Raw genomic sequence first — 26,103 nt, forward strand, 5'->3', positions numbered from 1 at the left:
CACGCACTCCAACCATCTGGCTCGGCATTCGCTATGGCGCCTCTTTGGTTCGCCAGGCCGAGGCAATTGGCTCAAGGGTTTTGGACAAGCTGACAGCGGCGTCGGTGATCACCTTCAAATTGTCGATCGTGGTCTGTGGAGCAAGATCAAAGAGGCTTACATAGTTGTTAATGTTACGGAGCAACGTATTGGCTTCATGCAAATAATCGACTTTCAAGCCTTCAACCGATTTGACCTGCCGCAAGATATCAACCCTGACATCTCGATCTGCCCGCAGTTTCTGGTACTCATTTTTTTGTTCAAAATAATGCGCGCGCTTAATCCGCAAATCGTCTCGGGCCCTTACCATCTCAGTGTATTTTATATACTCAGAAGCCTGTTCAAGAATCTTGCGCAGCAGTTCCAATCCTTTTTTCACTAGCTCAGCTTGCGGAGCAGATATCTCAAAAGTCTTGAAAAAACTGCCATCCGGAATCAATGGCAACAAGTGATCGATCAGGTTTTTATCATCTATCACACTGATCAAATCATCTAAAACCCTGCATTGCATCTCAATCTCTGCAAGCCGTCTGTCCAGATCACTGAGCGCCTTCACAATATCCTCATCGAATCCGAGCAAAATACTTGAATCACTTTGCCCTTCCCCCAACACTTCGATATCGTCCAAACTATTGACATAAGCATTCACTGCCTGCGCGAGCTCTCGAATCCTCCCCGCATCGGCATTAACACTTTTTATATAATCAGCTTTAAGACCTTCCAGGGTCATCATTTGCAAATCACCCGACAACTCCAGCTCATTGCTCAACCGCTGAAATTCGATCATGAAACTCTTGAAATTTGCCTCCCTCAACATAGGAGTTACAGCCACTGCCATTCCAAAGATATTCGCATGCGCATCATTGAGCGCATGATCAAGTCGCCCCAACTTTGTTTTCAAATAATCGGAAAAATCCAGTTTCAGCTGGGCAACAATCTTATTGATAGCCTTTTTATTAAGCTTCATCAACGAATAATTTGGCATGCGCTGCTCATGAATTATCACTGTACCGTCCATATTCATACCACCCCCTCTTCCTGAAGAATACTCTGCTCATTAAAATCTTTAATCGCCTTCCTCAGGGAACTCAGCAGTGCATCAGCCACAACCTGAACTTCACTCCAAGGGGAAATACCGCGGTTGAAACTCTGCTTAAATCGGATCAGGCTGACGCCATCCTCTATCAGTGAAAATTCAATGGCAGACCTGTCGATCTCAGCCACGACGGAATTCCAAACTAACACCAATGCGTTCGACGCCCTTGCGGCAGCCGCCATGTGAGCGGATAGATTGTCCAGCGACTTGCTATGAGAAAGAATCAACCCAGGCAACTTCTCCTGCCCGTCAATCAGGCTCAACAGCCTCTGCTTTTCCATGGTGAAGCTTTTGAGCTTTTCCAGGGCCTCAAGGAACGCCTTACCTAGGATTGCCTCTTCAGGGCTGGAGAAAAGCGCATTCAAAAGCAGCCCAAGACCATCGACCCCCCCCACAACTTGCATCGCACTATGCTTAACCAACTCCTTGTTTGTCTGATCGATATTTTTTTCAACACGCTCAAGTTCCGCACGAAACATGTCAAGATCAATCGCAAAATCAACGGTATCGAGCTTGGCCACCTTCACACTTATCAATGGAATGAGCTTATCATTCAATATCCTGTTGAAATTTTCGATTTCAACTTTCAATTCCAATGTTGGCTTGCGAGCAACAACTACGCTTTCTTTAAGATCTTCGAACACCAGCCCAAGCTGAGCGTGAACAGCCACATCGTTCTGGTCAAATGCCATGAATGGCGCGCTCTCGACCTCCAGATCATTATATGGCTTAAGGCGATCGACAATAGGCATCTGCTCAATGTCATGGATCAGGTTCTGACTGAACTCAACCAGATCTTTTGCCAACCCGCTCAATCCACTACCGACTTGAACCAATCCTTTTTCTATGGAAGGCCACCCAGCAGCGTGATCTTTTATTTTTACATTCAAATCCTGAATTTCCAACCACCCAAAATTCGGATGTTCAATGACCCCTCCCAGTTTTTTTTCTATCTCGTCGCGCGCAGTCGGCAGCGTTCGACCAAGTCGTACATACTGCTTTATTTCCAACAACTGCTCTGGCGTAACCACTAGTCTTGGTTGATAAACCGACTCCTGGCGCCTCCCTGAAATCATGTCATTCGTAGGTTGAGCGCCATCATTATTGGTCGAATTATAAATTTCGATATCTTCCATGCTTATTCCATATCCAAGTGATCACATTCAATTTCGAGAAAAGCTATCAACTCCTTGAGAGCAGACCTTGAAAACTGTCCGGTAATGGTAGTCATTTAAAAAAAACAGCGAAGCGTAATTCTTCACTTCCGCGCGTAGGAAATCAGACTTTATAGCAGCAACCTTTTATACAAGCCGAAGCAACACATTAATACAAAGAGCATTAAACCAAGACTGCCTTCGAAACTCGGCATACCCAGGCGTTATTCTTATTCCCGTTAACAACAAGCCATACCGATGCACTTCCCGCATACAAAAAAAAGGCCGATCTACCTGGTGGTAAATCGGCCTTGTTCATCAAGCCTTGTTGTCAGACATGCTCACTGCTTTTCGCATGCACCGCGTGTGGCTCGCCATGCCCGTGGTCCACCTCAACCACCGGAATCTCCTTGCCGTCGCAATCGTGCAGCTTACCGTCGCTGAAGTAGTCCCCTTCGCGCAACGCCGCCAGATCCTGATAACGCAGCACCCGCTCAGTACCGGCCGCAAACACCGATTGCTGATCGGAGTTACCGGCAGTGAGGTGGTTGAAGGTCAGGTTCAGCACGATGGCCATGATCGCCGACGAACTGATGCCCGAATGGAAAATGGTCGCGAACCAGCTTGGGAATTGATCGTAGAAGCTCGGTGCCGCGATCGGGATCATGCCGAAGCCGATGGAGGTCGCGACGATGATCAGATTGACGTTGTTGCGGTAGTCGACCTTGGACAAGGTCCGAATGCCGCTGGCCGCGACGGTGCCGAACAGTACGATGCCGGCGCCGCCCAATACCGAGGTCGGCACGGCGGCGATGACCCGGCCCATGAAGGGCAGCAGGCCGAGGAGCACCAGGAACAGACCGCCAGTGGCCACCACGTAGCGGCTCTTGATGCCGGTGACCGCCACCAGACCGACGTTCTGGGCAAAGGCGCTCTGGGTGAAAGATCCGAAGATCGGCGCGAACATGCTCGACAGCATGTCGGCGCGCAGGCCGTTGCCCAGACGCTTGGAATCAACCTTGGTGCCGATGATCTCACCGACCGCCAGAATGTCGGCCGAGGTCTCCACCAGCGTCACCATCACCACGATGCACATCGACAGGATCGCCGCGAAGTGGAAGGTCGGCATGCCGAAGTGGAAAGGTGTCGGGAAGCCGAACATCGGGCCCTGGGTCACGGACGAGAAATCCGCCATGCCGAGGAACACCGCGATCACCGTACCGACGACCATGGCCAGCAGGATCGACAGACGGGAGATGGTCGCACTGCCGATTTTGCTCAGCAGCAGCACCAGCACCAGCGTCACCGCCGCCAGACCGATATTCGCCATGCTGCCGAAATCCGGTGCGTGACTGTTGCCGCCCATGGCCCAGCGCGCGGCTACCGGCATCAGCGTCAGGCCGATGGTGGTAATCACGATGCCGGTCACCAGCGGCGGGAAGAACTTGGTGATACGCGAGAACACCGGGGTTATCAGCAATCCGATCAGGGACGCCGCTATCACCGCCCCCAACACCGACTGGAACCCGCCCTCCCCGCCACTGCTGACAATCGCCACCATGGTCGCGACGCCGGAGAAGGATACGCCCTGCACCAGCGGCAACTGACAACCAAAAAACGGTAGACCCAGGGTTTGCAGCAGCGTTGCCAGCCCCCCCGCAAACAATGAAGCAGCAATCAACAAACCGATGTCCGCTGGCGAGAGCCCGGCCGCCTGGCCGATGATCAATGGCACCGCGACGATACCGCCATACATGGTCAGAACATGTTGCAGGCCATAAGCCATATTCGCGCCGATCCCTAGGTTTTCGTCCTCGGGTCGTTGGTGTGAAACATGGGGCGTTTTCATGGTAGGGGGTTCCCTGGTTTTTGTTATGCGCACACTGTATGCAAGACATAGGATAAATGTCTATAGAGTTGTATACAACTTATCAGTCACAAAATGGATACTTGTCCATTCCCGCCTGATACCCACCCTCCTGACCCCGCCAAAAACCTTGAAAGACATCCCTCGCTGCCTCCCCCCGGGTGCTGACTAGTCTTTCGAATTCCTGGCGACCATCGGTATGACCAGCCTCTTTTTTATACATATAAAGTATGCATAATTAAGTCATTCGACATTCAGTTCCACAAGGCAAAGAACGCAGCCAACAAACTCAAGCACCAAGGCATCAGCCTCGCAGAGACTGAACCGGTATTCCATGATGAACGAGCGCTGACCATCGAGGACCACCACCATGATGAACAACGCTGGATCACTCTGGGGCTGGATGCCAAAGGCCGTTTGCTGGTCGTCGCGTACACCTACCGCGATCCGAATTTCGTTCGAATCATTTCCGCGCGCATCGCCACCAAAAGCGAGCGCCGTCAGTATCTGGAGACATGACCGATGAAAGACGAATACGACTTCAGTGACGCCAGGCGCGGGGCCGTGGCGCCCGCCAAAGGCAAGACCCGCATTACCATCATGCTCGATGACGCTGTCATCGAAGCGGCCCGCGCACTGGCAGAACACGAGGGGTACGGTTACCAGACGGCGATCAACAATACGTTGCGCCGGGCCCTGCTCAACGAAGGCAAGACGGCAAAACTGAAACAAACCCTCACGCCTGCCGAACTCAAGGGCCTGGAGCAGAAACTGGCAGAGGCCTTGCGCGAAATCCAACGGGTGATGGCGCCGGGTGTTCGGCCCTGAAACGCAAAGGGCCGATCAATCTGACCCGCCCTTTGTGATGTCTGTGATCAGCCCGCTATTGCGGCGCTGCGATCAATCGCTCCAGCGTCTGCGCCAATTGCGCCTGCTCCGGTACGCGAATGCCGAACTCACTGCCCAGCAGGCCAATCAGTTCCTGCACATCCGTCACCTCCCGCCGCTCGCTGTCATGGCCGATCCGGTGAATGGCGAAGCTGCCGTTGTTGAGCGTACGGCGCCAACCCTCCCCGGTGCGCGCCACCATCAATTGCTTGACGAAAGACGACTCGGGGTGGGTCGAGACGTACCAGTTGCCCACAGCAAAATCGATATCTTCCTGGCGTTGCAGGTCGAAGATGTACATCGCTCGCCATTCGCCCGCAACGTTGGCGCGCAGGGTAAAGCCGTCGACGTGCAGGTCGATGCGGTACGGCTCGTGCGGGGTGGATTGTTCGGCGCGGGTATCGAGCAACAGGGGCGAGGTCGGCACCATGCCGCCGAAGCCGACGTCGGTGATGTAGCGCACGTCATTGATGATGACCAGGCTCAGGCGATGGGTCCGGGCCGTCCAGGCACCCTCCGGCTGGCCCATCACCACCCGGCCGCTGATGGCACGGGCGTCGAAACCCAAATCCTGAAGCAAGGCCAGGAACAGATTGTTGAGTTCGTAGCAGTAACCGCCACGGCCATCGTGCAAAACCTTCTGTTCGATGGACGGCAGGTCGATCAGCACCGGTTCCCCAGATAACGTGGTGAGGTTTTCAAACGGGAAAACCCCGGTATGGCGCAGCTGCAGTTGGCGCAAGGTTTCCAGGGTCGGTGCCGGGGGAACATCGAAGCCCAGGCGCCGCAGATACAAAGCATGGTCAGTCAGGCGTGGCTCGCTCATCGTTCAATCCTTTTGCACGCAAGCGGCGGATTGCTCCACCAATGGTCGCTATGTATACGGGATCAGGTATGGCCACCGACAATTGATTTAGCCAATCACTCGCCATGAAAAACTCAGCGCCGCTTGCGCGAACCCAATTGAATCCAGGTCGGCGCATGATCGCTGGCGTGGGGCTCATTGCGCACCCAGGCATCTACACCGGCGTCTTGCAGGTACGGACTCAGGGCCGGGTTGAGCAGCAGATGATCAATGCGCAGACCGGAGTTTTTCTGCCAGTGCTGGCGGAAGTAATCCCAGAACGTATAGAGCCGATCCTGCGGATGCAGGTGCCGCAACGAATCGGTCCAGCCCTGGTCCAGCAACCTCTGGTAGCACTCGCGGCTCTGCGGTTGCAGCAAGGCGTCCTTGAGCCATGAGCGCGGGTTATAGATGTCAAGGTCGGTGGGCACCACGTTGTAGTCACCCGCCAGCACCACCGGATGTTCACTGCCTTGAAGCGCCTGCGCATGACGGATCAGTCGCTCGAACCATGCCAGCTTGTACTCGAATTTCGGCCCCGGCTGCGGGTTGCCGTTGGGTAAATACAGGCAACCCACCAGAACCCCGTGGACCGCGGCTTCCAGATAACGACTGTGGTTGTCGCTGTCATCGCCGGGCAACCCGCGTCGGCTCTCCAGCGGCTGCGCATCCCGCGCCAGGATCGCCACGCCGTTCCATGACGCCTGACCCTGCCAGATGGCGCCGTAGCCGAGCGCTTCAAGATCGGCAGCCGGGAATGCGCTGTCCACTGCCTTCAATTCCTGCAAGCAGGCGATGTCCGGTTTTTCCCGCTCAAGCCAGGCCAGCAGGTTGGGCAGCCGGGCGCGCAGGCCATTGACGTTGAACGTGGCGATCCGCAGCTTCTTCATGACCGGACACTCCTGAGGACGAGGTGCCTGACGTGTGACACCAGCACGTTTCGCAGGTTGCGTCAGCGGTCCCGCGCCACTCGTCAACCGAATCGGCACCCACCACGTGCCCTGTCACACTAACATCAGGTAATGACTCATCCTGGAGAAGACCATGATGAACATAAAAATGACTTCGCTGCTCATGGCCGCATGGTTGTCAGCTACGTCCGTGGCCACCTTTGCGGCGTCCGGCGAGGGTCCTGGCGCGACCGGTACGGCATCCGGCGCCACCCGCAGTTCAACCATGCAGCCAGACAGCAACAGGCCCAGCTCCCTCTCCGGTGACACAGGCCGCAGTCATGGCGCCGGCTCGTCAATGGGCAGCACCGGCGTCAATGGTCCGGGCAGTGGCGCGGGCGGTGGCACCGGTGCGCCCGGTGGCGGAACCGGCGGTGCCGGCGGCGGGACGGGTAGCTGGACAGGCAAAGGCAACCAATGACATGCCGCCATTGGCCGCTTTTTGTCACCTGATGCCTACATCGGCTTGATCGCCGGCGGGCTCCACTTGCCATTCAGCGCCTCGGCTTTCGGGCCATACAAACGCATGGTCAGATTGAATGAGCCTTTGGGCGCCGGCAGCCAGTTGGCCTCCAGATCCTTACCGGGGCTTTCGTTCTGGAAATAGAGGTCCAGCGAGCCATCGGCGTTGTGCTTGAACGGCATCCAGCTACTGACTGCAAAACGGTTGAGTGAGTTGCCGACCTGGAAACCTTGCGGGTCATACAGGGTTATCGACCAGAAGGCGTTCACCGGCGGTGTCTCGCCCTTGCTGAAGTGCAACACGTATTTGTTCGCGCCATCGAGTGGCTTGCCGTTGCTGTCGCCGATGTTCAACGGATAAATCGCATCCTCGGGCAGGTTGGCGCCGAGCCCTACCTGCGAAACGATGGCACGCTTGAGGTAGTAGTTGCCGTAGACGCCCATGGTGTCGGTGTTCATCGACCAGCCATTGACCTTCCGCGCCAGGGTCGGCACTTTCCAGGTCATCAAGGCCTGCGCATCCTGCGGCACCCTTTGCAGCGCCGCCTGGATCTGCGGGTCCAGCGCTTCCATGTTGAACGGCTTGCCGGCTTCGATTCCAAGACGCTTGATCTGCGCCAGCATTGGCTGATCTGTACTGTGCGGCGGGTTCACCTTCAGCAACTCGGCAGCGTAAGTGAAGTAATCGGCCGCCGACATGGAGTCGACCTGAATCTTCGGTGGCGTTTTCATGTCCACTGCCGGGTCAATTTTCACGGTGACGGCTTCTGGCTCCTTGCCCAACCGGGACAACGGCGTCACCGTGTAGCCGGCCTGGATCTTGTGCACCGCCGCGTAATCCGCCGCGCCGTCAGTTTTGGTACGGCCGATGACCCACACAAACGGGGTTGGCGCCGGCAGATGACTCATCCCGGCGGGCACCGTGCCGGTCCACCCCGGCGGCGTCACCAGAAATTGTCCGGCCTCGGTGCCCGTGGTGCGCCAGCCCGGCGAAGCGAACACGTCAGTCCACATATCGAGCATTGGCAGCAGGTAGAAACGCCCGTCGGTATCCGGCGCGGCGATCACCAGCGGCTCCTTGGTCAAATCCAGCCAGGCAATCGAATACAAGGTGTCGAAGTTGGAGCGCACCACCCCTTTGAAATCGGCTGGCGGGTACTGCGGCACACTGACAAACATGTTCATCGGGCCTTTGCCGAATTCCTTGCCCGGCTCGATGTTGGTGAATTGCTTGCGGGTGATATCCATGCTCAGCAGCGGGTAAAAATAGATGTAGGCATCCACGCCTATGGCATGCGCTTCTTCGGCGGTGATTTTCGGTTGCGCTTGGCTGGCCAGCGGGAAAATGGCAGCGGCGGCGACGGTTAGAGCAACGGCTGTCAACGTTTGAGGTAGCAACATGTTGGCGATCGTCCGTACGTGGGGGAGCCTGCCGGGTTCGACAGCGCTAACGGAACTCTAGACGATCAACTCCGACTGACCCGGAAGACGGATCACCGACAGCAAAAGCACCTCAACGGTCTGAGCGCATCAACGCCTCGCCACCACCGGCCATCGACAACGTAGCCACGCGGTTCCGTCCCGAATGCTTGGCTTGATACAGCGCCGCATCTGCCCGCTGGACAAACACGTCCATGCTGTCCCGGCCCGAGGGCACGAACGAATAGCAACCCAGGCTGACCGTCACGTAGCCGTTGGGCGAGCCGGTGTGAGTGATGTTCTTGTCGATGACACTGCGTCGGATCTGCTCGGCAATCGTCATGGCGCCATGGATGTCGGTATCGGGCAGCAGCACTGCAAACTCTTCACCACCGTAACGCACCGCCAGATCGGCCTTGCGGTGGCAGCAACCCTTCAGCGCGCGTGCCACTTCGGCCAGGCAGTGATCCCCCACCACGTGGCCGTAGGTGTCGTTGTAGCGCTTGAAGTAATCGATATCGAGAATGATCAGGCTCAAGGGACTTGCCTGCCGGGCACCGCGCCCGAACTCGATGTCCATCGCCCGTTCGAACAACCGACGGTTGGCCAGGCCGGTCAGGCTGTCATGCGTGGCGATCAGCTCCAGTGCTTCCTGGGCCCTGCGCAAATCCGACTCGACCCGCTCGCCCACACGCACCTGATGGATGAACACCCAACCGAACAACCCCACGCCCAGCAACACCAGGGCAACGATGAGGCTGGAGCGGAACGCCGTGTCGTACCAGCCCGCGAGAATGGATTCCGTGGACGCCGCCGCGGTGACCACCAGTGGATACGCCTCCAGCTGTCGGTAAGCGTACAGGCGCGTCGCACCGTCGATGACGGACGTGAACATCGCATTGCCGGACGTGGCCTGTGGCAGGGACTTCTGGAAAATCTCGCTCTGGGCCAGGGATGCGCCGATCTGCGCCTCCACAAAAGGTCGACGCGCCAATAGCGTGCCATCGGTCAAACCGAGAAACATCGAGCCGTTGTCGTCGAGGCTGAAGCTTTTGAAGAACTGGTCGAAGTACGACATCTTGATACCGGCCAGCAACACGCCCTGGAAATGGCCGTTCCTGTCGTTGACCCGTTTGGAAATCGGGATGATCCACTCGCCGTTTTCCCGACTGCGGATGGCCGGGCCGATATGCGCCACCGACGATACGTTCTGCTGGTGATACTTGAAGTACTCGCGATCCGCGACCCCGGCACCCCGGGGCAGGTTTTCAAACGAGGTCACCACCCACTGGCCCTTCTGGTCGAACAACAGGATGCCGTGCAATTGATCCAGTGCCAACACCCGCCGGGCAAAGGTCTGCTGCAAGCGTGGTCGCATGTCCTGGCCGAAACCGTCGACCTGAATCCAGTCCACCAGGCTGGTCAGCACCAGGTCAGCCTTCATGAAGGTGTCTTCGGCTTGCTGCGCCATCGCCCGCGTCAGGTTCGAAGACGCCACTTGCGCCAGGCTCAGATCATGGCGACGGGACTGTTCCAGTTGCAGGTAGAGCAAGCCGCACAGGCACAGACACACCGTGGCAATGAACAACACCGCGGCCTTGCGCAGCGGTATGCGTTTCAATGCAACGCCAGGGGCGTGGTCCGGGTTGTTAAAGCGCGTGGGCAAACGTTCATCCTGTCGGGGGCAAGGCATGGGCAACGGCCCAAAGCCCTCAGTCTTTGTGGGCCATAGTTTACGGGGTTATCCATGACAAATGGGCAACCACTTGCCCGGCGGTCTCACGCCTGCCCGCTGGTGTTGCAAACATGACCCAGGGCAGCACTGCCTGCGCGTCAACGAGCTACGATTAGACTGACCTCCATACAGGGAATCGACATGAGCAAGGCAGACGAGCTCGCTGCAAAATTGAAACAGACACGGCTTACCGGCGCGGATCAGGCGATCGATGGCTGGCCGGGCCAGGTCTACGAACTGTATCAACGGATAGAGCACTGGCTGCTGCCCTTGACCGAAGCGGGCCTGGTCCTGCGGCGCAACGCCACCCACGTGTTTGAAAGTCATGTCGATGGTGACGCTTACGATTACGCCATCGACCAGTTGGTGATCACCGGCAATGAACGCAGCCTCACCCTTGATCCGGTTGCGCGCTTCACGGCCGATGGCGAGGGGCGCGTCGAGATTCACTCCCCGGGCAATGAGTTCGCCTTGTTGCGCACCGTGGACGAACACGGCGAAACACACTGGTGGCTACAAACGATCGAGCAAGCCACAGCACAGCTGGATGCGGTGGCGCTGACAGAAAGCGATCTGCTTGTAGTGGTGCAACAAGGGTTGGCGCTTTAGGAAGGCTGCCAAAGGGTTCGGGAAACTGTAGAAGCCAGCCTGCTGGCGATGGACTCCAGCGCGCCGCGTTCATCCAGTTCACACGCGGTATCGTTAGCGACCATCGCTGGCAAGCCAGCTCCTACAAAGGACCGTGCCCACACTGAAACTGTAGGAGCCAGCTTGCTGGCGATGGACTCAAGTGCGCCGCGTTCATCCAGTTCACACGCGGTATCGTTAGCGACCATCGCTGGCAAGCCAGCTCCTACAAAGGACCGTGCCCACTCGGGAAAACTGTAGGAGCCAGCCTGCTGGCGATGGACTCGAATGCGCCGCGTTCATCCAGATCACACGCGCTATCGTTAGCGACCATCGCTGGCAAGCCAGCTCCTACAAAGGACTGTGCCCACACTGAAACTGTAGGAGCCAGCCTGCTGGCGATGGACTCGAATGCGCCGCGTTCATCCAGATCACACGCGTTATCGTTAACGACCATCGCTGGCAAGCCAGCTCCTACAAGGGACCGTGTCCACGCTCAAAACCAGTGGAAACCCCAAAAAATGGTGCTCCCGAGGCGCCTTTTCAGTCTTTGGTCACTGTGGGTTCTGCCCCGTCACCACCAGCGGGATCTCTGCCTGACGCAAATCCAGGGGAGGCAATTTCGTCGGCTGACTCAAGCCCTGCAACACCCGGGTGTCGTAATCATAAATGTCCGGCTTGAACGTCACCCGCCCGTCATTGCTCAGGTCCACGGTCCAATAGGCCAGCAGCACCGGCACCTTCACCGGCAGCTGGATATTCTCGGTCCGGCCATTGGCCAACTGCTTTTGAATCCCGGCGCTGTTCCAGCGCACCGGGTCGTTGAACAACAACTCGACCAGTTGCAGCGGGTTTTCCACGCGGATGCAGCCCGAGCTGGTGGCCCGGACTGTCTTGGCAAACAGCTCGCGGTGCGGCGTGTCATGCAGGTAAATCGCGTAGTCGTTGGGGAAGCGGATCACCACCTGCCCCAATGAACTGTCGGGGCCGGCATCCTGACGCAGGTGGATGCCTCGCGGGTTGCTCCAGTCAACGTCCGACGGATCGAGCACATTGCCTTCGCGATCAAGCACGCGAATCCGGTTGGCCGCCAGATAGCCCGGATCGTTCTGGATTTTTGGAATCACGTCCTGCTTGAGGATGGTCGGTGGCACGGTCCAGGTCGGGTTGAACGTGATGTAGGTGATTTCGGCCTGGAACACCGGCGTACTGCGCACCGGCTTGCCGACCTGCACCCGCGAACGCCAGATCGGCAGACCGTCGCGGTACATCGCCACCTTGTAGCCTGCGATATCGACGATCACGAAGGTGCCCTGAAGTTTGTACAACAGCCAGCGGGCGCGCTCCATGTTGACCCGCACCTGATCGATCCGCGCCTCGACCGGCACGTTCAGCGCCGCCAGCGTCGCCGCCCCCGCCACGCCGTCGGCCCCCAGGTATTGCTCGGTCTGATACTTCTTCACCGCGGCAATGACCTTGTCGTCGTAACCGGTTTTTTTCGACAAGTGCGGGTCCAGGTACCCGCCCGCCACCAGGCGCGCACGCAATTGTCCGACCGCCACCCCGTCCATGCCGGGCTTGAGCGATTGACCTTCGGTGACTTTCGGCCAGCCACCCGCATCACGCACCTGGCGCAACCGGGCCAGGCCTTCACGCAAATTGCGGTAAATCTCTTCCTGAGGAGGCGCATCGGCGAATGCACGTGCCACGTCATGGGCATCGAGGGCGGCGAACAGGTTGTTCATGTCCTCGCGGGCACCGCCGCCGGCAGGATCGAAATTCCAGTGAATGTCCAGCCGCGACGGATCGACCTTGCCCCGGCGCAGTTGCAGCAGCGCGGTGATGAAGGTGCGGGTGGCCGCCATGTCGAACATCGCCCGTTGCGCCGTGGAAGGCATGGCGGCCATCAGCGATTCATGGGCCTGGGCCAGTTCAGTGATACGGAAGTCCGCCGGGGTCAGGCCGTCGACCTTGGTGTCTTCGAGGCTCTTGAGTAACTGCAGCACATCACGATCATCCGTCCACGCGGCGCGATAGTTGCGATGCATATAGAAATCCAGCACCACCCGGCTGACGTCCACACGCTGATGGCGCCTTGACGTGAGCAATGGTGGAAACGCCGAGCGCAGCGGTTCCAGCGTTGCCTGAATCGCCTGGCCAACCGCATCGTCGGGCGCCGCGGCATCAATTGTGCTGCTCGCTGCAGATACCGACTCAATCGGCGAAGTTTGCGCAAATGCTGCACCGCCGATCAGAAAGCCCATAAAAAACATGCGGCTTATGACGAATAACCTTGTTAATTGCACCATGGATAATCCTTAATCCCCTGATTCAACGGCGCCAGCTTTGCGCTCGCTGCTAGACTCGAAATTATCATGATGAGACCCGACTATGGCGCTAAACCGCTTTGGCCTTTTATTTGCCATTTTACTGACGTGCCTTTCAGTAACGTCAGCCTACGCCGATTCGCTTGAAAACGCGCTGGTCAAAGCAGCACCAGGCGCCGACGCCAAAGTGATTGCCCTGGCCGTTCGCGCCACCCAATGCAGCCGTGCCCAAGGCGTCGCCCCGGCCCAAAGACTGGCGGTGATCGATTACTCCCTGCCTTCGACCGAACAACGCCTGTGGGTCTTCGACCTTAAACGGCGCAAGTTGCTGTTTCACGAACTGGTCGCCCATGGCCGCAACAGCGGCGAAAACATGGCGACGCTGTTCTCCAACCAGAATGAAAGCCACGCCACCAGCCTCGGTCTGTTCCGTACCCAGCAAAGCTATCTCGGCCAGAACGGTTACTCGCTGCGCATGGAAGGCCTGGAGCCCGGCTTCAACGACAACGCGTTTGACCGGGCCATCGTCATTCACGGCGCACCCTACGTCAGCCCGGTGCTGGCCCGCGCCAATGGCCGGATCGGCCGCAGCCTGGGTTGCCCGGCCGTCAGACCGGCGATTGCCCATCGGCTGATTGATTCGATGAAGGACGGCCAGTTGTTGTTTTCCTACTACCCGGACCAGCGCTGGTTGAAGTCATCCTCCTACATCAACTGCGGCGGCGACACCGTGGCCTCAAGGGAAAAATCCACTTCAACCCAGAAAACGACGTCCAACCTGTCAAAACTGTAATCCCCGCCTCAGCCAGCTGAAAGGCACCGCCCGCTAGCCTCGTCGACAAGTTCAACAGGCTGACGGGCGGAACACACGGCATGCACTCCCACACTTCAAGACGCACCTTCGTCAAAGGCCTGGCCATCGGCGGGCTCTTCGGCGGCCTCGGGTTATGGCGCACGCCGGTCTGGGCGATCAGCAGCCCCGGCGAACCGCAGGTGTTGGCCGGCAATGATTTCGACCTGTTCATCGGCGAATCCCCGGTCAACTTCACCGGCACCCCGCGCACTGCACTGACCATCAACGGTGGCATTCCCGGCCCGCTGCTGCGCTGGCGTGAAGGCGATACAGTGACGCTGCGGGTACGCAACAGACTCAAGGACAGCACCTCCATTCACTGGCACGGCATCTTGCTGCCGGCCAACATGGACGGCGTGCCGGGCCTGAGTTTCAAGGGCATCGAGCCGGGCGGCCTGTACGTCTACCAGTTCACCGTGCGGCAGAACGGCACCTACTGGTATCACAGCCATTCGGGGTTCCAGGAACAATCCGGCGTCTACGGCCCGCTGGTGATCGACGCCAAGGACCCGGAGCCGTTCCAGTACGACCGCGACTACGTGGTGATGCTCAGCGACTGGACCGACGAAGACCCGGTCGACCTGATGAAGACGCTGAAAAAACAGTCCGATTACTACAACTTCAACAAGCGCACCGTGGGCGACTTCATCCACGACGTCAGCGAAAAAGGCTGGGGGCCGACCGTCGCCGATCGCACGATGTGGGCCGAGATGAAGATGAACCCCACCGACCTGGCGGACGTCGGCGGCGCCACTTACACCTACCTGTTGAACGGCCAGGCGCCGGACATGAACTGGACCGGGGTGTTCCGCCCGGGGGAAAAGCTGCGGCTGCGCTTCATCAACGGCTCGGCCATGAGTTACTTCGACGTGCGCATCCCCGGCCTGAAAATGACCGTGGTCGCCGCCGATGGCCTGCACGTCAAACCGGTGAGCGTCGACGAGTTTCGCATTGCCGTGGCGGAAACCTTCGACGTTATCGTCGAACCGACCGAAGCGGCCTACACCCTGTTCGCCCAGGCGATGGATCGCACCGGCTACGCACGCGGCACTCTCGCAGTGAAGGCGGGACTCGTAGCACCGCTGCCAGCACTGGACCCACGCCCTCTGGTGACCATGGATGACATGGGCATGGCCGGCATGGACCACGGCAGCATGGCGGGCATGGATCACAGCAACATGGTCATGGGCGACATGCCCGGCATGCAGTCCCACCCGGCCTCGGAAACCGACAACCCGCTGGTGGACATGCAGGCCATGTCCACCTCAGCGAAACTCGACGACCCCGGCATGGGCCTGCGCAACAACGGCCGCCGCGTGCTCACCTACTCCGACCTGCGCAGCACCTTCGAAGACCCGGACGGCCGCGAGCCTGGCCGCACCCTTGAACTGCACCTGACCGGGCACATGGAAAAATTCGCCTGGTCGTTCAACGGTGTGAAGTTCTCTGATGCAGAGCCCCTGCGCCTCACCTACGGCGAGCGACTGCGGATCGTGCTGGTCAACGACACGATGATGATGCACCCCATCCACCTGCACGGCATGTGGAGCGACCTCGAAGACGAGAACGGCCAGTTCATGGTGCGCAAACACACCATCGACATGCCACCGGGCTCGCGGCGCAGCTATCGGGTCACGGCCGATGCGCTCGGCCGTTGGGCCTATCACTGCCATCTCCTGTACCACATGGAAATGGGCATGTTCCGTGAAGTTCGCGTGGAAGAATGAGGCGCACCCCATGATTCGATTCACCCCGGTTTTTTTCGCACTCGTGACCTCGACGGCGATGGCCGCCAGCGACGGCATGCAAGGCATGGATCACAGCCAGATGGACCATGCCCAGATGCAAGGCATGGATCACAGCCAGATGCAGAGCATGGACGAAGGCCAGATGCAGCCCGCCGCCCCCAGCGAAAGCCGCACGCCTGTCCCGGTGCTGACCGATGCCGATCGCGCGGCGGTGTATGCCGATCCCGCCGGCCACCATGTCCACGACAACACACTCAATTCGTTTTTCCTCGCCGACAAACTGGAGTGGCAGGACGCCAATGACGGCAGCACCCTGGCCTGGGATTTGTCCGGTTGGGTCGGCGGCGACATCGATCGCCTGTGGCTGCGCTCCGAAGGCGAGCGCACCAACGGCGTGACCGAGGACGCGGAAATCCAGGCCCTGTGGGGCCACGCCATTTCCCCGTGGTGGGACGTGGTCAGCGGCGTGCGCCAGGACTTCAAACCCGGCGCCCCGCAAACCTGGGCCGCGTTCGGCATGCAAGGCATGGCGCTGTACAACTTCGAGGCCCAAGCCACGGCCTTCATCGGCGAAGGCGGCCAGAGCGCCGTGCGGCTGGAGGGCGACTACGACATCCTGCTGACCAACCGGCTGATCCTGCAGCCAACCGTCGAGCTCAATGCCTATGGCAAAAACGATCCGCAACGGGGCATCGGCGCGGGGCTGTCCAACACCGAGGCGGGCTTGCGCCTGCGCTACGAAATCCGCCGGGAATTCGCGCCCTACCTCGGCGTGACCTGGAACCGCACCTACGGCAACACCGCCGACTACGCCAGCGACGAAGGCGAGGACCGCAGCGAAACCCGCCTCGTGCTCGGTCTTCGGATGTGGTTCTGAGCAGACTCACCCAAAACCAATAACAACCGCTTCGAGCGGTAAAGGACCTTGCATGCGCATCATCAAACCCACCGCCATCGTCATCGCGTTACTCAGCGGCCTGCTCATGAGCACCCTCGCTCAAGCGCACCCCAAACTGCTCGCCTCCACCCCAGTGGAAGGCGCAGAAGGTGCGCCGCCCGACAAGATCGAACTGCACTTCTCCGAAAACCTCGTCACCCAGTTTTCCGGCGCCAAACTGCTGATGACCGAAATGGCCGGCATGGCCCACGCCCCGATGCCGGTCAAGGCCAAGGTCAGCGGCGGCAGTGATCCGAAAACCATGCTCATTACCCCGACAACAGCCTTGACTGCCGGCACCTACAAGGTCGAATGGCGCGCGGTGTCGTCGGACACCCACCCGATCACCGGCAACGTCACCTTCAAAGTGAAATGATCGATGAGCGACTCGGCCAACGTCGTTCTGCGGTTTGTGTTGTATGTGGATTTGATGCTGTTGTTTGGCGTGGCGCTATTCGGGCTCTACAGCTTTAAAGGACAGGAACGACGATCCGGGACGGTGCTGCCCTTTCGCCGATGGCTGACGGGAACTGCCGGGCTCGGTGCACTGTTGTCCATCGCCGGCATGGTGCTGATGGTCCGCGCCATGAGCGGCGAATCAGACATTGCCGAACTACGCCCTCACCTCGAGATGATGCTGTTCGAGACAGACGTCGGGATGGCCTGGGCCGTGCGGATGATTGCGTTGGCGGTCGCGGGTTTGGCGGTGATGCTAAACCCACGCACCCCCGGCCTCAGCCTGGTGATCGCCAGCACTGCCGGCGGCATCGCCCTCGCCAGCCTGGCCTGGAGCGGGCATGGCGCCATGGACGAAGGCAGCCGTCGTTACTGGCACTTCACGACAGACATCCTGCACCTGCTGGTGGCGGGCGCATGGCTCGGCGCGCTGCTGGCGTTTGCGTTGATGGCGCAACCCCGGGCCCTGCAAACCGAAGCACACATTCGTTTGCTGGCTCATGCCGTCAGGCGATTCGAGCTTGTCGGTGCGCTGGTCGTCGTGATCATCACCGTGACGGGCGTGGTGAACTACCTGTTCATCCTCGGCCCGAGACTCGATGAGGTTTTACTCAGCCACTACGGAATTCTGCTGACGATCAAAGTGCTGCTGTTTACCGGGATGCTGGTGTTGGCGGCGCTGAACCGCTTTCATCTTGGCCCCTTGCTGGAGCGGTCATTGCGCGAGGGCCAGTATCGCGTGGCAGCCCATGCACTTCGGCGCAGCGTGGTAGTGGAAATGGCCGCGGCGGTTTTGATCGTGGGGTTGGTGGCGTGGTTGGGGACGTTGAGCCCGGAAGTGGAATGAGCCATCTTCAGGGGGCGTTGATTTTTCACACCGGTGAAAGTTTCACTACACTCCCCCTTTCAAAACCACTCCAGCACAAAAGCCCGATAACAATGACGAAAATCAAAAGAGCAATGATGCTCGGCGGCTTGCTCGCACTCTCCCTTGGCGCCCAGGCAGAACCTTCGCATCTGGACAGCGTCATGCAACAGGGACAACTGCGCGTTTGCACTACCGGCGACTACAAGCCGTACACCCTCAAGGCCGAGGACGGCACATATTCCGGCATCGACATCGCCATGGCCCACGCCCTGGCCGACAGCCTGGGCGCCAAGGTCGAATGGGTGCCCACCACCTGGAAAACCCTGATGCCCGACATGCTCGCCGGCAAGTGCGACATCGCCATGGGCGGCATCTCGGTCACCCTGGAACGGCAGAAAAAAGCCTTCTTCAGCAACATCCTGGACGTCGACGGCAAAATCCCGCTGGTGCGTTGCGAAGACCAGGCGCTGTACCAGACTGTCGAACAGATCAACCAGCCCTCGGTTCGCCTGGTCGAACCCGCCGGCGGCACCAACGAAGCGTTCGTCCACGCCTACCTGCCCCAGGCGCAATTGCAGCTGCGCGATAACCTGAGCATCTTCCAGGAACTGCTGGATAAAAAGGCTGACGTGATGATCACCGATGCGTCGGAGGCGCTGTATCAGCAGAAGCTCAAACCGGGCCTGTGCGCCGTCAACCCGACGCACTACATGCAATACGGCGAAAAAGCCTACTTGCTGCCCCGTGACGACATCACCTGGAAGCTGTACGTCGATCAGTGGTTGCACCTGGCCAAGGCGACGGGCAACTATCAGAAGATTCGACGGCAGTGGCTGGCGGTGCCTGAGGGCAAATAACGGCATGCCAGGGCGCCTGGCCATGACTTGTTAAATCTCGTTACATACTTGAAACTCCTCTCGCACCGGTAGCAGGCAAGACGCGTTGACAAGCGCACCGAACGATAATCCGGTCGATGCCTCGACCGAGCAGCCCCCTCAAAAAAGGACAGACAATGAGCAGCACGGATGAATTGCAAACCTACAATGTCAGCCCGAAATGGCAGGAACGTTTCGCTTTTTTTGATCAGTACGGCGCCCCCAAAAGCCCCGATTTCAAATTGGGCTTCAAGCAGTTGCCAGCGCGCAAGCGCATCCTGATCAACCTGAACTTCATCGCATTCTTTTTCGGGCCGATCTATTTCTTCGTGCTGGGGCTGTGGAAAAAGAACCTGGCGATCATCGCGATCATCGTTGCCCTGTCCTTCGTCCTGGCATTGATTTTCACCCTGCTGGGTTATGAAGAAGCACCCAAGGCCCTCAACAGCGGCATGAATATCGTCTTTGCACTGATGTACGGATTGAGCGCCAACTACGCCTACTACCTGAAACAGGTAAAAGGCTCGCAAGGCTGGAATCCTTTTGAAGGCTTGAGGTTGGTCTGAGCCTTGCCCGGATAGCAAAACGGTGGAAATCACTCCACCGTTTTGCGTCACCGGTCAATCGTCGTGCAACAACCCCGCGCCATACTCGCCAAAACTATTGCCCAGCGCACTGCCATGGAAATTCATCTGGTTGGTGTTGCTGTGGGTGGGGCCTGGGCCAAAGCCGGCCGGCTGCACCGAGTCAGCCGAATAATCGCGATGGGCACTCACACCCGAACAGGCGCTCAACAGCACGGCACCTGCGATTAGTGAGACCTTGATCAGATTTGCGATCATTTTTTTATTCCTGTGGGTTGAGGCGCGGGGGACATGACCTTTGGCGGTCATCCTATGCCTCGTCCGTGCCAGGCATCATGAAATAATGCGCGGCGACAGCATCGGTTCAGGAACCCTGTGCACCAGGCGATATCTTGCCAGGTACACAGGTATAGAGACCCAGCGACGCACCATCAGGCAATGATGTCTGCGCTGACGAGTGTCGCAACACCGACCAGGGAAATCTCGAACTCCGCAGCCGTGTCGGCATCGGTGCTGCCGGACAGGATGCCGCCAGCGAAGCGTATCTGCCCGGTCGCGTTACTGCTGAAGGCATTCGCCCCGATAAAACTGAAAGCCTCATTGACCGCAGTGGCCACGTTGGCGTCCAGGGTCGACAGGTCGATTTTGTCGCCTTCACTGGTTTTGAAATCCCCAATCACATCGCGCAATGCGCCCAGGCCCATTTCGCTCAAGGCATCGAAGTCGAAGCGATCGGCGCCGAGACTGCCATTGAGCTGGTCAACACCCGCCCCGCCTGTCAGCAGGTCGTTACCGGCACCGCCATTGAGCACATCATTGCCCGCGCCGCCGCTGAGGGTATTGGCCGCCGCATTGCCGGTCAGGGTGTCGTTGAAGTTACTGCCGGTCAGGTTTTCGAAGGCCAGCAGCGTATCGCTGCCTGAGCCGCCCGTGGTCTGGGCGGCAGTCAGGGCCAGGTTGACCGTCACCGCACTGGCGGCAAAGGCATAGGACGCGGTATCGACACCATCGCCGCCATTGAGGATGTTGTTGCCGGCACCGGCAAACAGCGTGTTGTTCAACGCATTGCCGGTACCGTTGGCGGCCGTGGTTGCCAGCAGCCGCAGGTTTTCCACGTTGGCGCCCAGGGTATAACCCGCCAGGGAGCTGTAGACAGAGTCCGTGCCACCGGTGGCGGCGACCGCATTGGTTTCGCTGACCACATCGCCGACGTTATCGACAAAGTAGATGTCCGAACCGTCGCCACCCACCAGTGCGTCGACGCCGGCACCTCCATCGAGGGTGTCATTGCCAGCGCCGCCATTGAGCCCATCATTGCCCGCCCCGCCACTGAGGGTATTGGCACCGGCATTGCCGGTCAGGGTGTCATTGAAATTACTGCCCGCCAGGTTTTCGAAGGCCAGCAGCGTATCGCTGCCTGAGCCGCCCGTGGCCTGGGCGGTGGTGACAGCCAGGCTGGCAATCACCGCACTGGCAGCAAAGGCATAGGACGCGGTATCGACACCATCACCGCCATTGAGGATGTTGTTGCCGGCACCGGCGAAGAGCGTGTTGTTCAATGCATTGCCGGTACCGTTGGCGGCCGTGGATGCCAACAGGCGCAGGTTTTCCACGTTGGCGCCCAGGGTATAGCCGGCCAGGGTGGTACTGACCATATCTGTGCCGCCGGTAGCCGCAACGGCATTGGTTTCACTGACCACATCGCCGACGTTATCGACGATGTAAGTGTCCGAACCGTCGCCACCCACCAGTGTGTCGACGCCGGCCCCTCCATCGAGGGTGTCATTGCCGGCAGCACCATTGAGCCCATCATTGCCCGCGCCGCCACTGAGGGTATTGGCCGCCGCATTGCCGGTCAGGGTGTCGTTGAAATTACTGCCCGCCAGATTTTCAAAGGCCAGCAGCGTATCGCTGCCTGAGCCGCCCGTTGCCTGGGCGGTGGTGACAGCCAGGCTGGCTATCACCGCACTAGCGGCAAAGGCATAGGACGCGGTATCGACCCCGTCGCCACCATTGAGAATGTTGTTGCCGGCCCCGGCGAAGAGCGTGTTGTTCAACGCATTGCCGGTACCGTTGGCAGCCGTGGTTGCCAACAGGCGCAGGTTTTCCACGTTGGCGCCCAGGGTATAGGCGGCCAGGGTGCTACTGACCGTATCCGTGCCACCGGTCGCCGCAACGGCATTGGTTTCACTGACCACATCACCGACGTTATCGACAACGTAAGAGTCCGAACCGTCGCTCCCCACCAGAGTGTCTGCACCGGCGCCGCCATTGAGCACATCATTGCCCGCGCCGCCACTGAGGGTGTTGGCGCCGGCATTGCCGGTCAGGATGTCGTTGAAGTTACTGCCGGTCAGGTTTTCGAAGGCCAGCAGCGTATCGCTGCCCGAACCACCGGTGGCCTGAGCGGTCGTCAGGGCCAGACTGACCGTTACCGCACTGGCGGCAAAGGCATAGGACGCGGTATCCACACCATCGCCGCCATTGAGAATGTTGTTGCCGGCACCGGCAAACAGCGTGTTGTTCAATGCATTGCCGGTACCGTTGGCAGCCGTGGTTGCCAGCAGGCGCAGATTTTCCACGTTGGCGCCGAGGACGTGGTTCGCCAGGGTACTGTTGACCGTATCGATTCCACCGGTAGCCGCAACGGCATTGGTTTCAACGACGACATCGAACAGGTTATCGACGAAGTAGGTGTCGGAGCCGTCGCCGCCGGTCATCCTGTCGATGCCGGCACCACCGTTGAGCGTGTCGTTGCCGGCATCGCCGTTGAGATGATCGTTTGCACTGCCGCCCGTGAGGGTGTCGTCACCCGCACCGGCATCAATGACCACGCTGCCGACACCCGCCCAGGTCAGCACGTTGGCCGTGGCATCGCCCGCCAGGCCGGTCAGTTTGTTGCCGCTGGCATCGAAACGCTGGAAGTAAGTGCCAGAACCTGCGCCGTCCTGGCCGATGGACTCCCACACCACCACATAACCGCCATCAGTCAGCGTGGTCACCCGCGTGATGATCTGATCGCCCGCTACCGTCGTGTTGACACGGGTTTCCGCACCGACCAGAGCGCCACTGGCATTAATACGCTGGGTGAAAACGCCATCGACATCACCCGGGCCATTGCCCACCCAAGTGACCAGGTAGCCACCATCGAACATTACCGAGACGTGAGCCTCTCCCTGAGCACCAGTGGTCGTGGTGTTGACCCGGGTCTGCGGGCCAATCTTGCCGCCAGCGGAGTTATAGAGCTGGGAAAATACGTCTCTTTGTTCCACTCCGGTAACCGTATCAGGGTAAGACTCCCAGACGAGCAGGTAATTGCCGTTGGCCTGCACAGCGACCATATGCTCGGACTGGATATCCACAGAGGGTGTGTTGACCAGGGTTTCCACACCGACCTTGGCGCCAGCCGAGTTGAAGCGCTGGGTGAAGATGCCGTAGTTATCTCCCGGGCCACTCCCCTCCCACACCGCCAGGTAACCACCGTCGGGAACACCAAAAATCTGTGGAAAATCCTGAGGCCCCGCAGTGGTGGTGTTGATGTGAACTTCCCCACCGACCTTGACCCCGCTGGCATTGAAGCGCTGCAGAAAAGACCCGAAGTCGCCAGCGGTTTCCTCTGCCCCCCAAGTCACCACATAACCACCGTCGGCCAGGGCGGTAATTTCAGGGGAATCGCGCAAGCCTGCCATGGTTGTATTGACCACAGTCTCGCCACCGACCTTGGCCCCGCTGGCGCTGTACTGCTGGGTAAAGATGCACTGCAGCCCCCCGGTATTGAGGCCGGACCAGGTCACCACGTAACCGCCGTTAAGCAACCCGACCACCGAAGGCTGACTCTGCTCGCCCGCCAGCGTGGTGTTGACCAGCGTCTCGCCCCCCACCTTGGCACCGCTGGCGTTATAGCGCTGGGTAAAGAGGCCGGTGGCGTCACCCACACCATTGCCTTGCCAGGCAATGACAAAACCACCATCGATCAACCCGTAGATATTGGGATCTCCCTGGTCCCCTGCAGTCGTGGTGTTGATCAGAGTTTCACCAAAATTTGGCATGGCATACCCCTTCTGCAGGATGAACGAGGCGAGAGACGCGGAGATTTGAGAGCCTGAGAATAGATCGGCGACATCAAAATGCCAGCTCGTCTGTCGGGTATGGATCCGATTTATGGGGGATTGGGGGGAAGCAGGGTTTTGCGGAGGGGCGTTGCGGGTGGGGGAAGGGGTCGTTGAAAGGAGCGATTGAGCCAAGTGGTGAGGTGATTGACTCGAACTTTAAGACAGCATGGGAATGAACACCGGTCAGGCGCGCAAGTTGCAAGGTAACGTCGTTTCCGTTTGCGACGCATCCAGACCGGTCGCTCTTTTCACTTCGGTGTTAAGACTTCTTTGGCGTAGGCCTGACAGGCCACCAAGGCGATCAGTTCTTGGTGGCCTTCATCAGAGATGCCGATAATTCGCCGAGCATGCGCCCGGAAAAAATGGGCGCTTGTGAATACATGAACTACGGATCCGGCCTCGATGGCGCTAGCTAACAACGAGGAATCCAGGATCCTCTACCAACGCTCTTGTTCGACAGGTCTTCACACCCCACCAACCGGATCAACATTATCCAGCGCCCGATTCACCAACAACTCCCCCACCACCGCCAACTGCTGAATCGACAACGCCAGACTCCGTGGCGAGCCTTCGAGCTTGCAGGCCAGATCGGTTGTGAGGACGTTCAGCGACGCGAGGGTTTCACAGGCGTGGCACAGCAAGGTTTCGGTGTCGACGTCAGGAAGGATGGTAAAGACGTGACAGATGGGGTCGGCGTGATTGGGGTTGCGCAGGCGTTTACTGACGATGCGATGGCTGGCTTCGGATAGCTGGTCGAGATCAAGTGTGTCGCAAGCTGCTGAAGCAACCGGAGGATCAGGCGTGATTTTTTTCATTGTTGTCGTTCCTAGAATTGAATGAAGGAACTGCCAGCATCACTTCCACATGATGGGGTGGCAGCTGTGCGCAGGTGTGGAAGACCGGGGATCTAGGAACCCGGCGCACCCGAAGGTGCCCCGCGCACAGCCGCCATAATTTAACAGCAGACATGAAAAAAGCGCCTGCCTAAATTCAGGTGGCGCCTGTGCGCCCAGATCTTGTGAAGGGCTTCCACACCCTTGTCGCTGAATGTGCAGCGACGCAAAAAGGCTATCCGGGTGGCTGAGGGAGTGCAATGTGGGCGATGGGGACGTGTGTTGCGGGAAATATCCGATATTTTCGCGCTAAATTAAACAGACCTGATTGCCGGTATTCGGACTCCTGAGCCCCGTCATCCCAATCCTGATAAACTCCCCCTCCTCCCAGCCTCACCGATTCCAGATTGCCAATGTCCGTAACCACCGCTTCACCCGCCCCGCTCTCACGCCGCTTCTCCGTCGCCCCCATGATGGATTGGACCGACCGCCACTGCCGCTTCTTCCTGCGCCTGCTGTCGAAAAACGCCCTGCTCTACACCGAAATGGTCACCACCGGCGCCCTGCTCAACGGCGATCACGAGCGTTTCCTGCGCCACAACGAGGCCGAGCATCCGCTGGCGTTGCAGCTTGGCGGCAGTGTGCCGCTGGACCTGGCGGCGTGTGCGCGCATGGCACAGGAGCATGGTTACGACGAGGTGAACCTGAATGTCGGCTGCCCGAGCGATCGGGTGCAGAACAATATGATCGGTGCGTGCCTGATGGGGCATCCGCAGTTGGTGGCCGATTGTGTGAAGGCGATGCGTGATGCGGTGTCGATTCCGGTGACGGTCAAGCACCGTATCGGTATCAATGGCCGGGACAGTTACGAGGAGTTGTGTGATTTCGTCGGCACGGTGCGGGATGCCGGGTGCACCAGTTTTACCGTGCATGCGCGGATTGCGATTCTGGAGGGGTTGTCGCCGAAGGAGAACCGTGACATTCCGCCCCTGCGCTATGACGTGGCGGCGCGGTTGAAGGCGGATTTTCCTGAACTGGAGATTATCCTCAACGGCGGAATCAAGACGCTGGAGGCCTGCCACGAGCATTTGCAGACGTTCGACGGCGTGATGCTGGGCCGCGAGGCGTATCACAACCCTTATGTGATGGCCGAGGTGGACCAGCAGTTGTTCGGCAGTACGGCGCCGGTGATCACGCGTGCCGAAGCACTGGCGCAGTTGCGGCCGTATATCGCTGCACACATCGATACCGGCGGTTCGATGCACCACATCACGCGGCATGTGTTGGGGCTGGGCACCGGGTTCCCGGGGGCGCGCAAGTTTCGGCAGTTGTTGTCGGTGGATATCCACAAGGCCAAGGAACCCCTGGCCTTGCTGGATCAAGCGGCCGGGTTGCTTGAAGGGCGTTGATGCCCGGTTGTTCTCGCCAT

23 protein-coding genes are annotated in these 26,103 nt (G+C 59.0%); 12 read left to right on the forward strand and 11 right to left on the reverse strand.

The genetic code is table 11. The annotated features are described in order from the left end of the window. Positions 1-31: 31 nt before the first annotated feature. The 3 genes from CD175_RS16120 to CD175_RS16130 all read right to left on the reverse strand — a co-directional run bounded on the left by CD175_RS16120 (position 32) and on the right by CD175_RS16130 (position 4,138). On the reverse strand, positions 32-1,063 hold the full coding sequence (locus tag CD175_RS16120; protein ID WP_104449661.1) for an alpha-xenorhabdolysin family binary toxin subunit B: 1,032 nt from the start codon (positions 1,061-1,063) through the stop codon (positions 32-34). Then, entirely contained in the window at positions 1,060-2,271 is a 1,212-nt protein-coding gene (locus tag CD175_RS16125; protein WP_104449662.1) for an alpha-xenorhabdolysin family binary toxin subunit A, read from the reverse strand. The genes CD175_RS16120 and CD175_RS16125 overlap by 4 nt, the downstream gene beginning before the upstream one ends. A 349-nt stretch (positions 2,272-2,620) precedes the next feature. After that, positions 2,621-4,138 carry a nucleobase:cation symporter-2 family protein gene (locus CD175_RS16130; RefSeq protein WP_104449663.1) on the reverse strand — a complete coding sequence of 506 codons (1,518 nt, stop codon included), beginning with the start codon at positions 4,136-4,138 and terminating at the stop codon, positions 2,621-2,623. Positions 4,139-4,393: 255 nt separating this feature from the next. Here CD175_RS16130 and CD175_RS16135 point away from each other — a divergent pair, with 255 nt between their 5' ends. Next, on the forward strand, positions 4,394-4,675 hold the full coding sequence (locus CD175_RS16135) for a BrnT family toxin (RefSeq protein WP_104449664.1): 282 nt from the start codon (positions 4,394-4,396) through the stop codon (positions 4,673-4,675). Between the two features lie 3 nt (positions 4,676-4,678). Then, entirely contained in the window at positions 4,679-4,984 is a 306-nt protein-coding gene (locus CD175_RS16140) for a BrnA antitoxin family protein (protein ID WP_007978654.1), read from the forward strand. 55 nt (positions 4,985-5,039) lie between these two features. On the opposite strand, the gene CD175_RS16145 is transcribed toward CD175_RS16140, so the two are convergent. Then, a complete protein-coding gene (locus CD175_RS16145; protein ID WP_104449665.1) occupies positions 5,040-5,870 on the reverse strand; it encodes an arylamine N-acetyltransferase family protein in 831 nt (276 codons plus the stop codon). Between the two features lie 113 nt (positions 5,871-5,983). Next, positions 5,984-6,778, reverse strand: a complete 795-nt coding sequence (locus CD175_RS16150; protein ID WP_104449666.1) for an exodeoxyribonuclease III — start codon at positions 6,776-6,778, stop codon at positions 5,984-5,986. Positions 6,779-6,932: 154 nt separating this feature from the next. On the opposite strand from CD175_RS16150, the gene CD175_RS31470 reads away from it, so the two are divergent. After that, the gene (locus tag CD175_RS31470) at positions 6,933-7,259 is read left to right on the forward strand and encodes a hypothetical protein (protein ID WP_205886340.1); all 327 of its coding nucleotides are present in this window, start codon (positions 6,933-6,935) and stop codon (positions 7,257-7,259) included. A 35-nt stretch (positions 7,260-7,294) separates the two neighbouring features. On the opposite strand, the gene CD175_RS16160 is transcribed toward CD175_RS31470, so the two are convergent. Together CD175_RS16160 and CD175_RS16165 are read right to left on the reverse strand one after the other, a co-directional pair. Beyond that, positions 7,295-8,701 carry a DUF1254 domain-containing protein gene (locus CD175_RS16160; protein ID WP_104449667.1) on the reverse strand — a complete coding sequence of 469 codons (1,407 nt, stop codon included), beginning with the start codon at positions 8,699-8,701 and terminating at the stop codon, positions 7,295-7,297. A gap of 112 nt (positions 8,702-8,813) precedes the next feature. Beyond that, positions 8,814-10,385 carry a sensor domain-containing diguanylate cyclase gene (locus CD175_RS16165; protein WP_104449668.1) on the reverse strand — a complete coding sequence of 524 codons (1,572 nt, stop codon included), beginning with the start codon at positions 10,383-10,385 and terminating at the stop codon, positions 8,814-8,816. A gap of 210 nt (positions 10,386-10,595) precedes the next feature. Here CD175_RS16165 and CD175_RS16170 point away from each other — a divergent pair, with 210 nt between their 5' ends. Continuing rightward, the gene (locus tag CD175_RS16170) at positions 10,596-11,063 is read left to right on the forward strand and encodes a hypothetical protein (RefSeq protein ID WP_104449669.1); all 468 of its coding nucleotides are present in this window, start codon (positions 10,596-10,598) and stop codon (positions 11,061-11,063) included. A 572-nt stretch (positions 11,064-11,635) separates the two neighbouring features. Here the strand turns inward: CD175_RS16170 and CD175_RS16185 are convergent. Next, positions 11,636-13,390: a L,D-transpeptidase family protein gene (locus CD175_RS16185; protein WP_104449672.1), complete on the reverse strand. Its 1,755-nt coding sequence runs from the start codon at positions 13,388-13,390 to the stop codon at positions 11,636-11,638. An 82-nt stretch (positions 13,391-13,472) separates the two neighbouring features. Between CD175_RS16185 and CD175_RS16190 the strand changes: the two genes are divergently transcribed. The 7 genes from CD175_RS16190 (at position 13,473) to CD175_RS16220 (ending at position 19,711) form a co-directional block, all read left to right on the forward strand. Next, on the forward strand, positions 13,473-14,201 hold the full coding sequence (locus CD175_RS16190) for a murein L,D-transpeptidase catalytic domain family protein (protein WP_104449673.1): 729 nt from the start codon (positions 13,473-13,475) through the stop codon (positions 14,199-14,201). Between the two features lie 80 nt (positions 14,202-14,281). Next, positions 14,282-15,988, forward strand: a complete 1,707-nt coding sequence (locus tag CD175_RS16195) for a copper resistance system multicopper oxidase (protein WP_104449674.1) — start codon at positions 14,282-14,284, stop codon at positions 15,986-15,988. Between the two features lie 10 nt (positions 15,989-15,998). Beyond that, on the forward strand, positions 15,999-16,886 hold the full coding sequence (locus CD175_RS16200) for a copper resistance protein B (protein ID WP_104449675.1): 888 nt from the start codon (positions 15,999-16,001) through the stop codon (positions 16,884-16,886). Positions 16,887-16,938: 52 nt separating this feature from the next. Beyond that, positions 16,939-17,322: a copper homeostasis periplasmic binding protein CopC gene (gene copC / locus CD175_RS16205; RefSeq protein WP_104449676.1), complete on the forward strand. Its 384-nt coding sequence runs from the start codon at positions 16,939-16,941 to the stop codon at positions 17,320-17,322. A 3-nt stretch (positions 17,323-17,325) separates the two neighbouring features. Further along, the gene (copD, locus tag CD175_RS16210) at positions 17,326-18,249 is read left to right on the forward strand and encodes a copper homeostasis membrane protein CopD (RefSeq protein ID WP_104449677.1); all 924 of its coding nucleotides are present in this window, start codon (positions 17,326-17,328) and stop codon (positions 18,247-18,249) included. 116 nt (positions 18,250-18,365) lie between these two features. Then, positions 18,366-19,127, forward strand: coding sequence for a transporter substrate-binding domain-containing protein (locus CD175_RS16215; RefSeq protein WP_420849122.1), 762 nt, complete (start codon positions 18,366-18,368; stop codon positions 19,125-19,127). A gap of 155 nt (positions 19,128-19,282) precedes the next feature. Next, a complete protein-coding gene (locus tag CD175_RS16220; protein WP_104449679.1) occupies positions 19,283-19,711 on the forward strand; it encodes a DUF2628 domain-containing protein in 429 nt (142 codons plus the stop codon). 54 nt (positions 19,712-19,765) lie between these two features. Here the strand turns inward: CD175_RS16220 and CD175_RS16225 are convergent, their stop codons facing one another. The 3 genes from CD175_RS16225 to CD175_RS16245 all read right to left on the reverse strand — a co-directional run bounded on the left by CD175_RS16225 (position 19,766) and on the right by CD175_RS16245 (position 24,656). Beyond that, positions 19,766-19,987 carry a hypothetical protein gene (locus CD175_RS16225; RefSeq protein ID WP_104449680.1) on the reverse strand — a complete coding sequence of 74 codons (222 nt, stop codon included), beginning with the start codon at positions 19,985-19,987 and terminating at the stop codon, positions 19,766-19,768. A gap of 173 nt (positions 19,988-20,160) precedes the next feature. After that, positions 20,161-23,778 (reverse strand): beta strand repeat-containing protein, encoded by a 3,618-nt coding sequence (locus CD175_RS31105; protein ID WP_146094585.1) that lies wholly within the window; start codon positions 23,776-23,778, stop codon positions 20,161-20,163. Positions 23,779-24,305: 527 nt separating this feature from the next. Beyond that, a complete protein-coding gene (locus CD175_RS16245) occupies positions 24,306-24,656 on the reverse strand; it encodes a DUF6124 family protein (RefSeq protein ID WP_104449683.1) in 351 nt (116 codons plus the stop codon). A 431-nt stretch (positions 24,657-25,087) separates the two neighbouring features. On the opposite strand from CD175_RS16245, the gene dusA reads away from it, so the two are divergent. Further along, positions 25,088-26,083 (forward strand): tRNA dihydrouridine(20/20a) synthase DusA, encoded by a 996-nt coding sequence (gene dusA, locus CD175_RS16250; protein ID WP_104449684.1) that lies wholly within the window; start codon positions 25,088-25,090, stop codon positions 26,081-26,083. Positions 26,084-26,103 lie beyond the last annotated feature (20 nt).

This window comes from Pseudomonas laurylsulfatiphila (assembly GCF_002934665.1).
GTDB lineage: Bacteria > Pseudomonadota > Gammaproteobacteria > Pseudomonadales > Pseudomonadaceae > Aquipseudomonas > Aquipseudomonas laurylsulfatiphila.

Bases quoted from the DNA above. Each gene is read 5' to 3' on its own strand.
- CD175_RS16225 (WP_104449680.1), bottom strand. From the start codon at position 19,987: ATGATCGCAAATCTGATCAAGGTCTCACTAATCGCAGGTGCCGTGCTG.
- CD175_RS16130 (WP_104449663.1), bottom strand. From the start codon at position 4,138: ATGAAAACGCCCCATGTTTCACACCAACGACCCGAGGACGAAAACCTA.
- CD175_RS16200 (WP_104449675.1), top strand. From the start codon at position 15,999: ATGATTCGATTCACCCCGGTTTTTTTCGCACTCGTGACCTCGACGGCG.
- CD175_RS31470 (WP_205886340.1), top strand. From the start codon at position 6,933: ATGATGAACATAAAAATGACTTCGCTGCTCATGGCCGCATGGTTGTCA.
- copC (WP_104449676.1), top strand. From the start codon at position 16,939: ATGCGCATCATCAAACCCACCGCCATCGTCATCGCGTTACTCAGCGGC.
- CD175_RS31105 (WP_146094585.1), bottom strand. From the start codon at position 23,778: ATGCCAAATTTTGGTGAAACTCTGATCAACACCACGACTGCAGGGGAC.
- copD (WP_104449677.1), top strand. From the start codon at position 17,326: ATGAGCGACTCGGCCAACGTCGTTCTGCGGTTTGTGTTGTATGTGGAT.
- CD175_RS16160 (WP_104449667.1), bottom strand. From the start codon at position 8,701: ATGTTGCTACCTCAAACGTTGACAGCCGTTGCTCTAACCGTCGCCGCC.
- dusA (WP_104449684.1), top strand. From the start codon at position 25,088: ATGTCCGTAACCACCGCTTCACCCGCCCCGCTCTCACGCCGCTTCTCC.
- CD175_RS16145 (WP_104449665.1), bottom strand. From the start codon at position 5,870: ATGAGCGAGCCACGCCTGACTGACCATGCTTTGTATCTGCGGCGCCTG.
- CD175_RS16185 (WP_104449672.1), bottom strand. From the start codon at position 13,390: ATGGTGCAATTAACAAGGTTATTCGTCATAAGCCGCATGTTTTTTATG.
- CD175_RS16215 (WP_420849122.1), top strand. From the start codon at position 18,366: ATGCTCGGCGGCTTGCTCGCACTCTCCCTTGGCGCCCAGGCAGAACCT.
- CD175_RS16150 (WP_104449666.1), bottom strand. From the start codon at position 6,778: ATGAAGAAGCTGCGGATCGCCACGTTCAACGTCAATGGCCTGCGCGCC.
- CD175_RS16170 (WP_104449669.1), top strand. From the start codon at position 10,596: ATGAGCAAGGCAGACGAGCTCGCTGCAAAATTGAAACAGACACGGCTT.
- CD175_RS16125 (WP_104449662.1), bottom strand. From the start codon at position 2,271: ATGGAAGATATCGAAATTTATAATTCGACCAATAATGATGGCGCTCAA.
- CD175_RS16245 (WP_104449683.1), bottom strand. From the start codon at position 24,656: ATGAAAAAAATCACGCCTGATCCTCCGGTTGCTTCAGCAGCTTGCGAC.
- CD175_RS16220 (WP_104449679.1), top strand. From the start codon at position 19,283: ATGAGCAGCACGGATGAATTGCAAACCTACAATGTCAGCCCGAAATGG.
- CD175_RS16195 (WP_104449674.1), top strand. From the start codon at position 14,282: ATGCACTCCCACACTTCAAGACGCACCTTCGTCAAAGGCCTGGCCATC.
- CD175_RS16190 (WP_104449673.1), top strand. From the start codon at position 13,473: ATGGCGCTAAACCGCTTTGGCCTTTTATTTGCCATTTTACTGACGTGC.
- CD175_RS16140 (WP_007978654.1), top strand. From the start codon at position 4,679: ATGAAAGACGAATACGACTTCAGTGACGCCAGGCGCGGGGCCGTGGCG.
- CD175_RS16120 (WP_104449661.1), bottom strand. From the start codon at position 1,063: ATGAATATGGACGGTACAGTGATAATTCATGAGCAGCGCATGCCAAAT.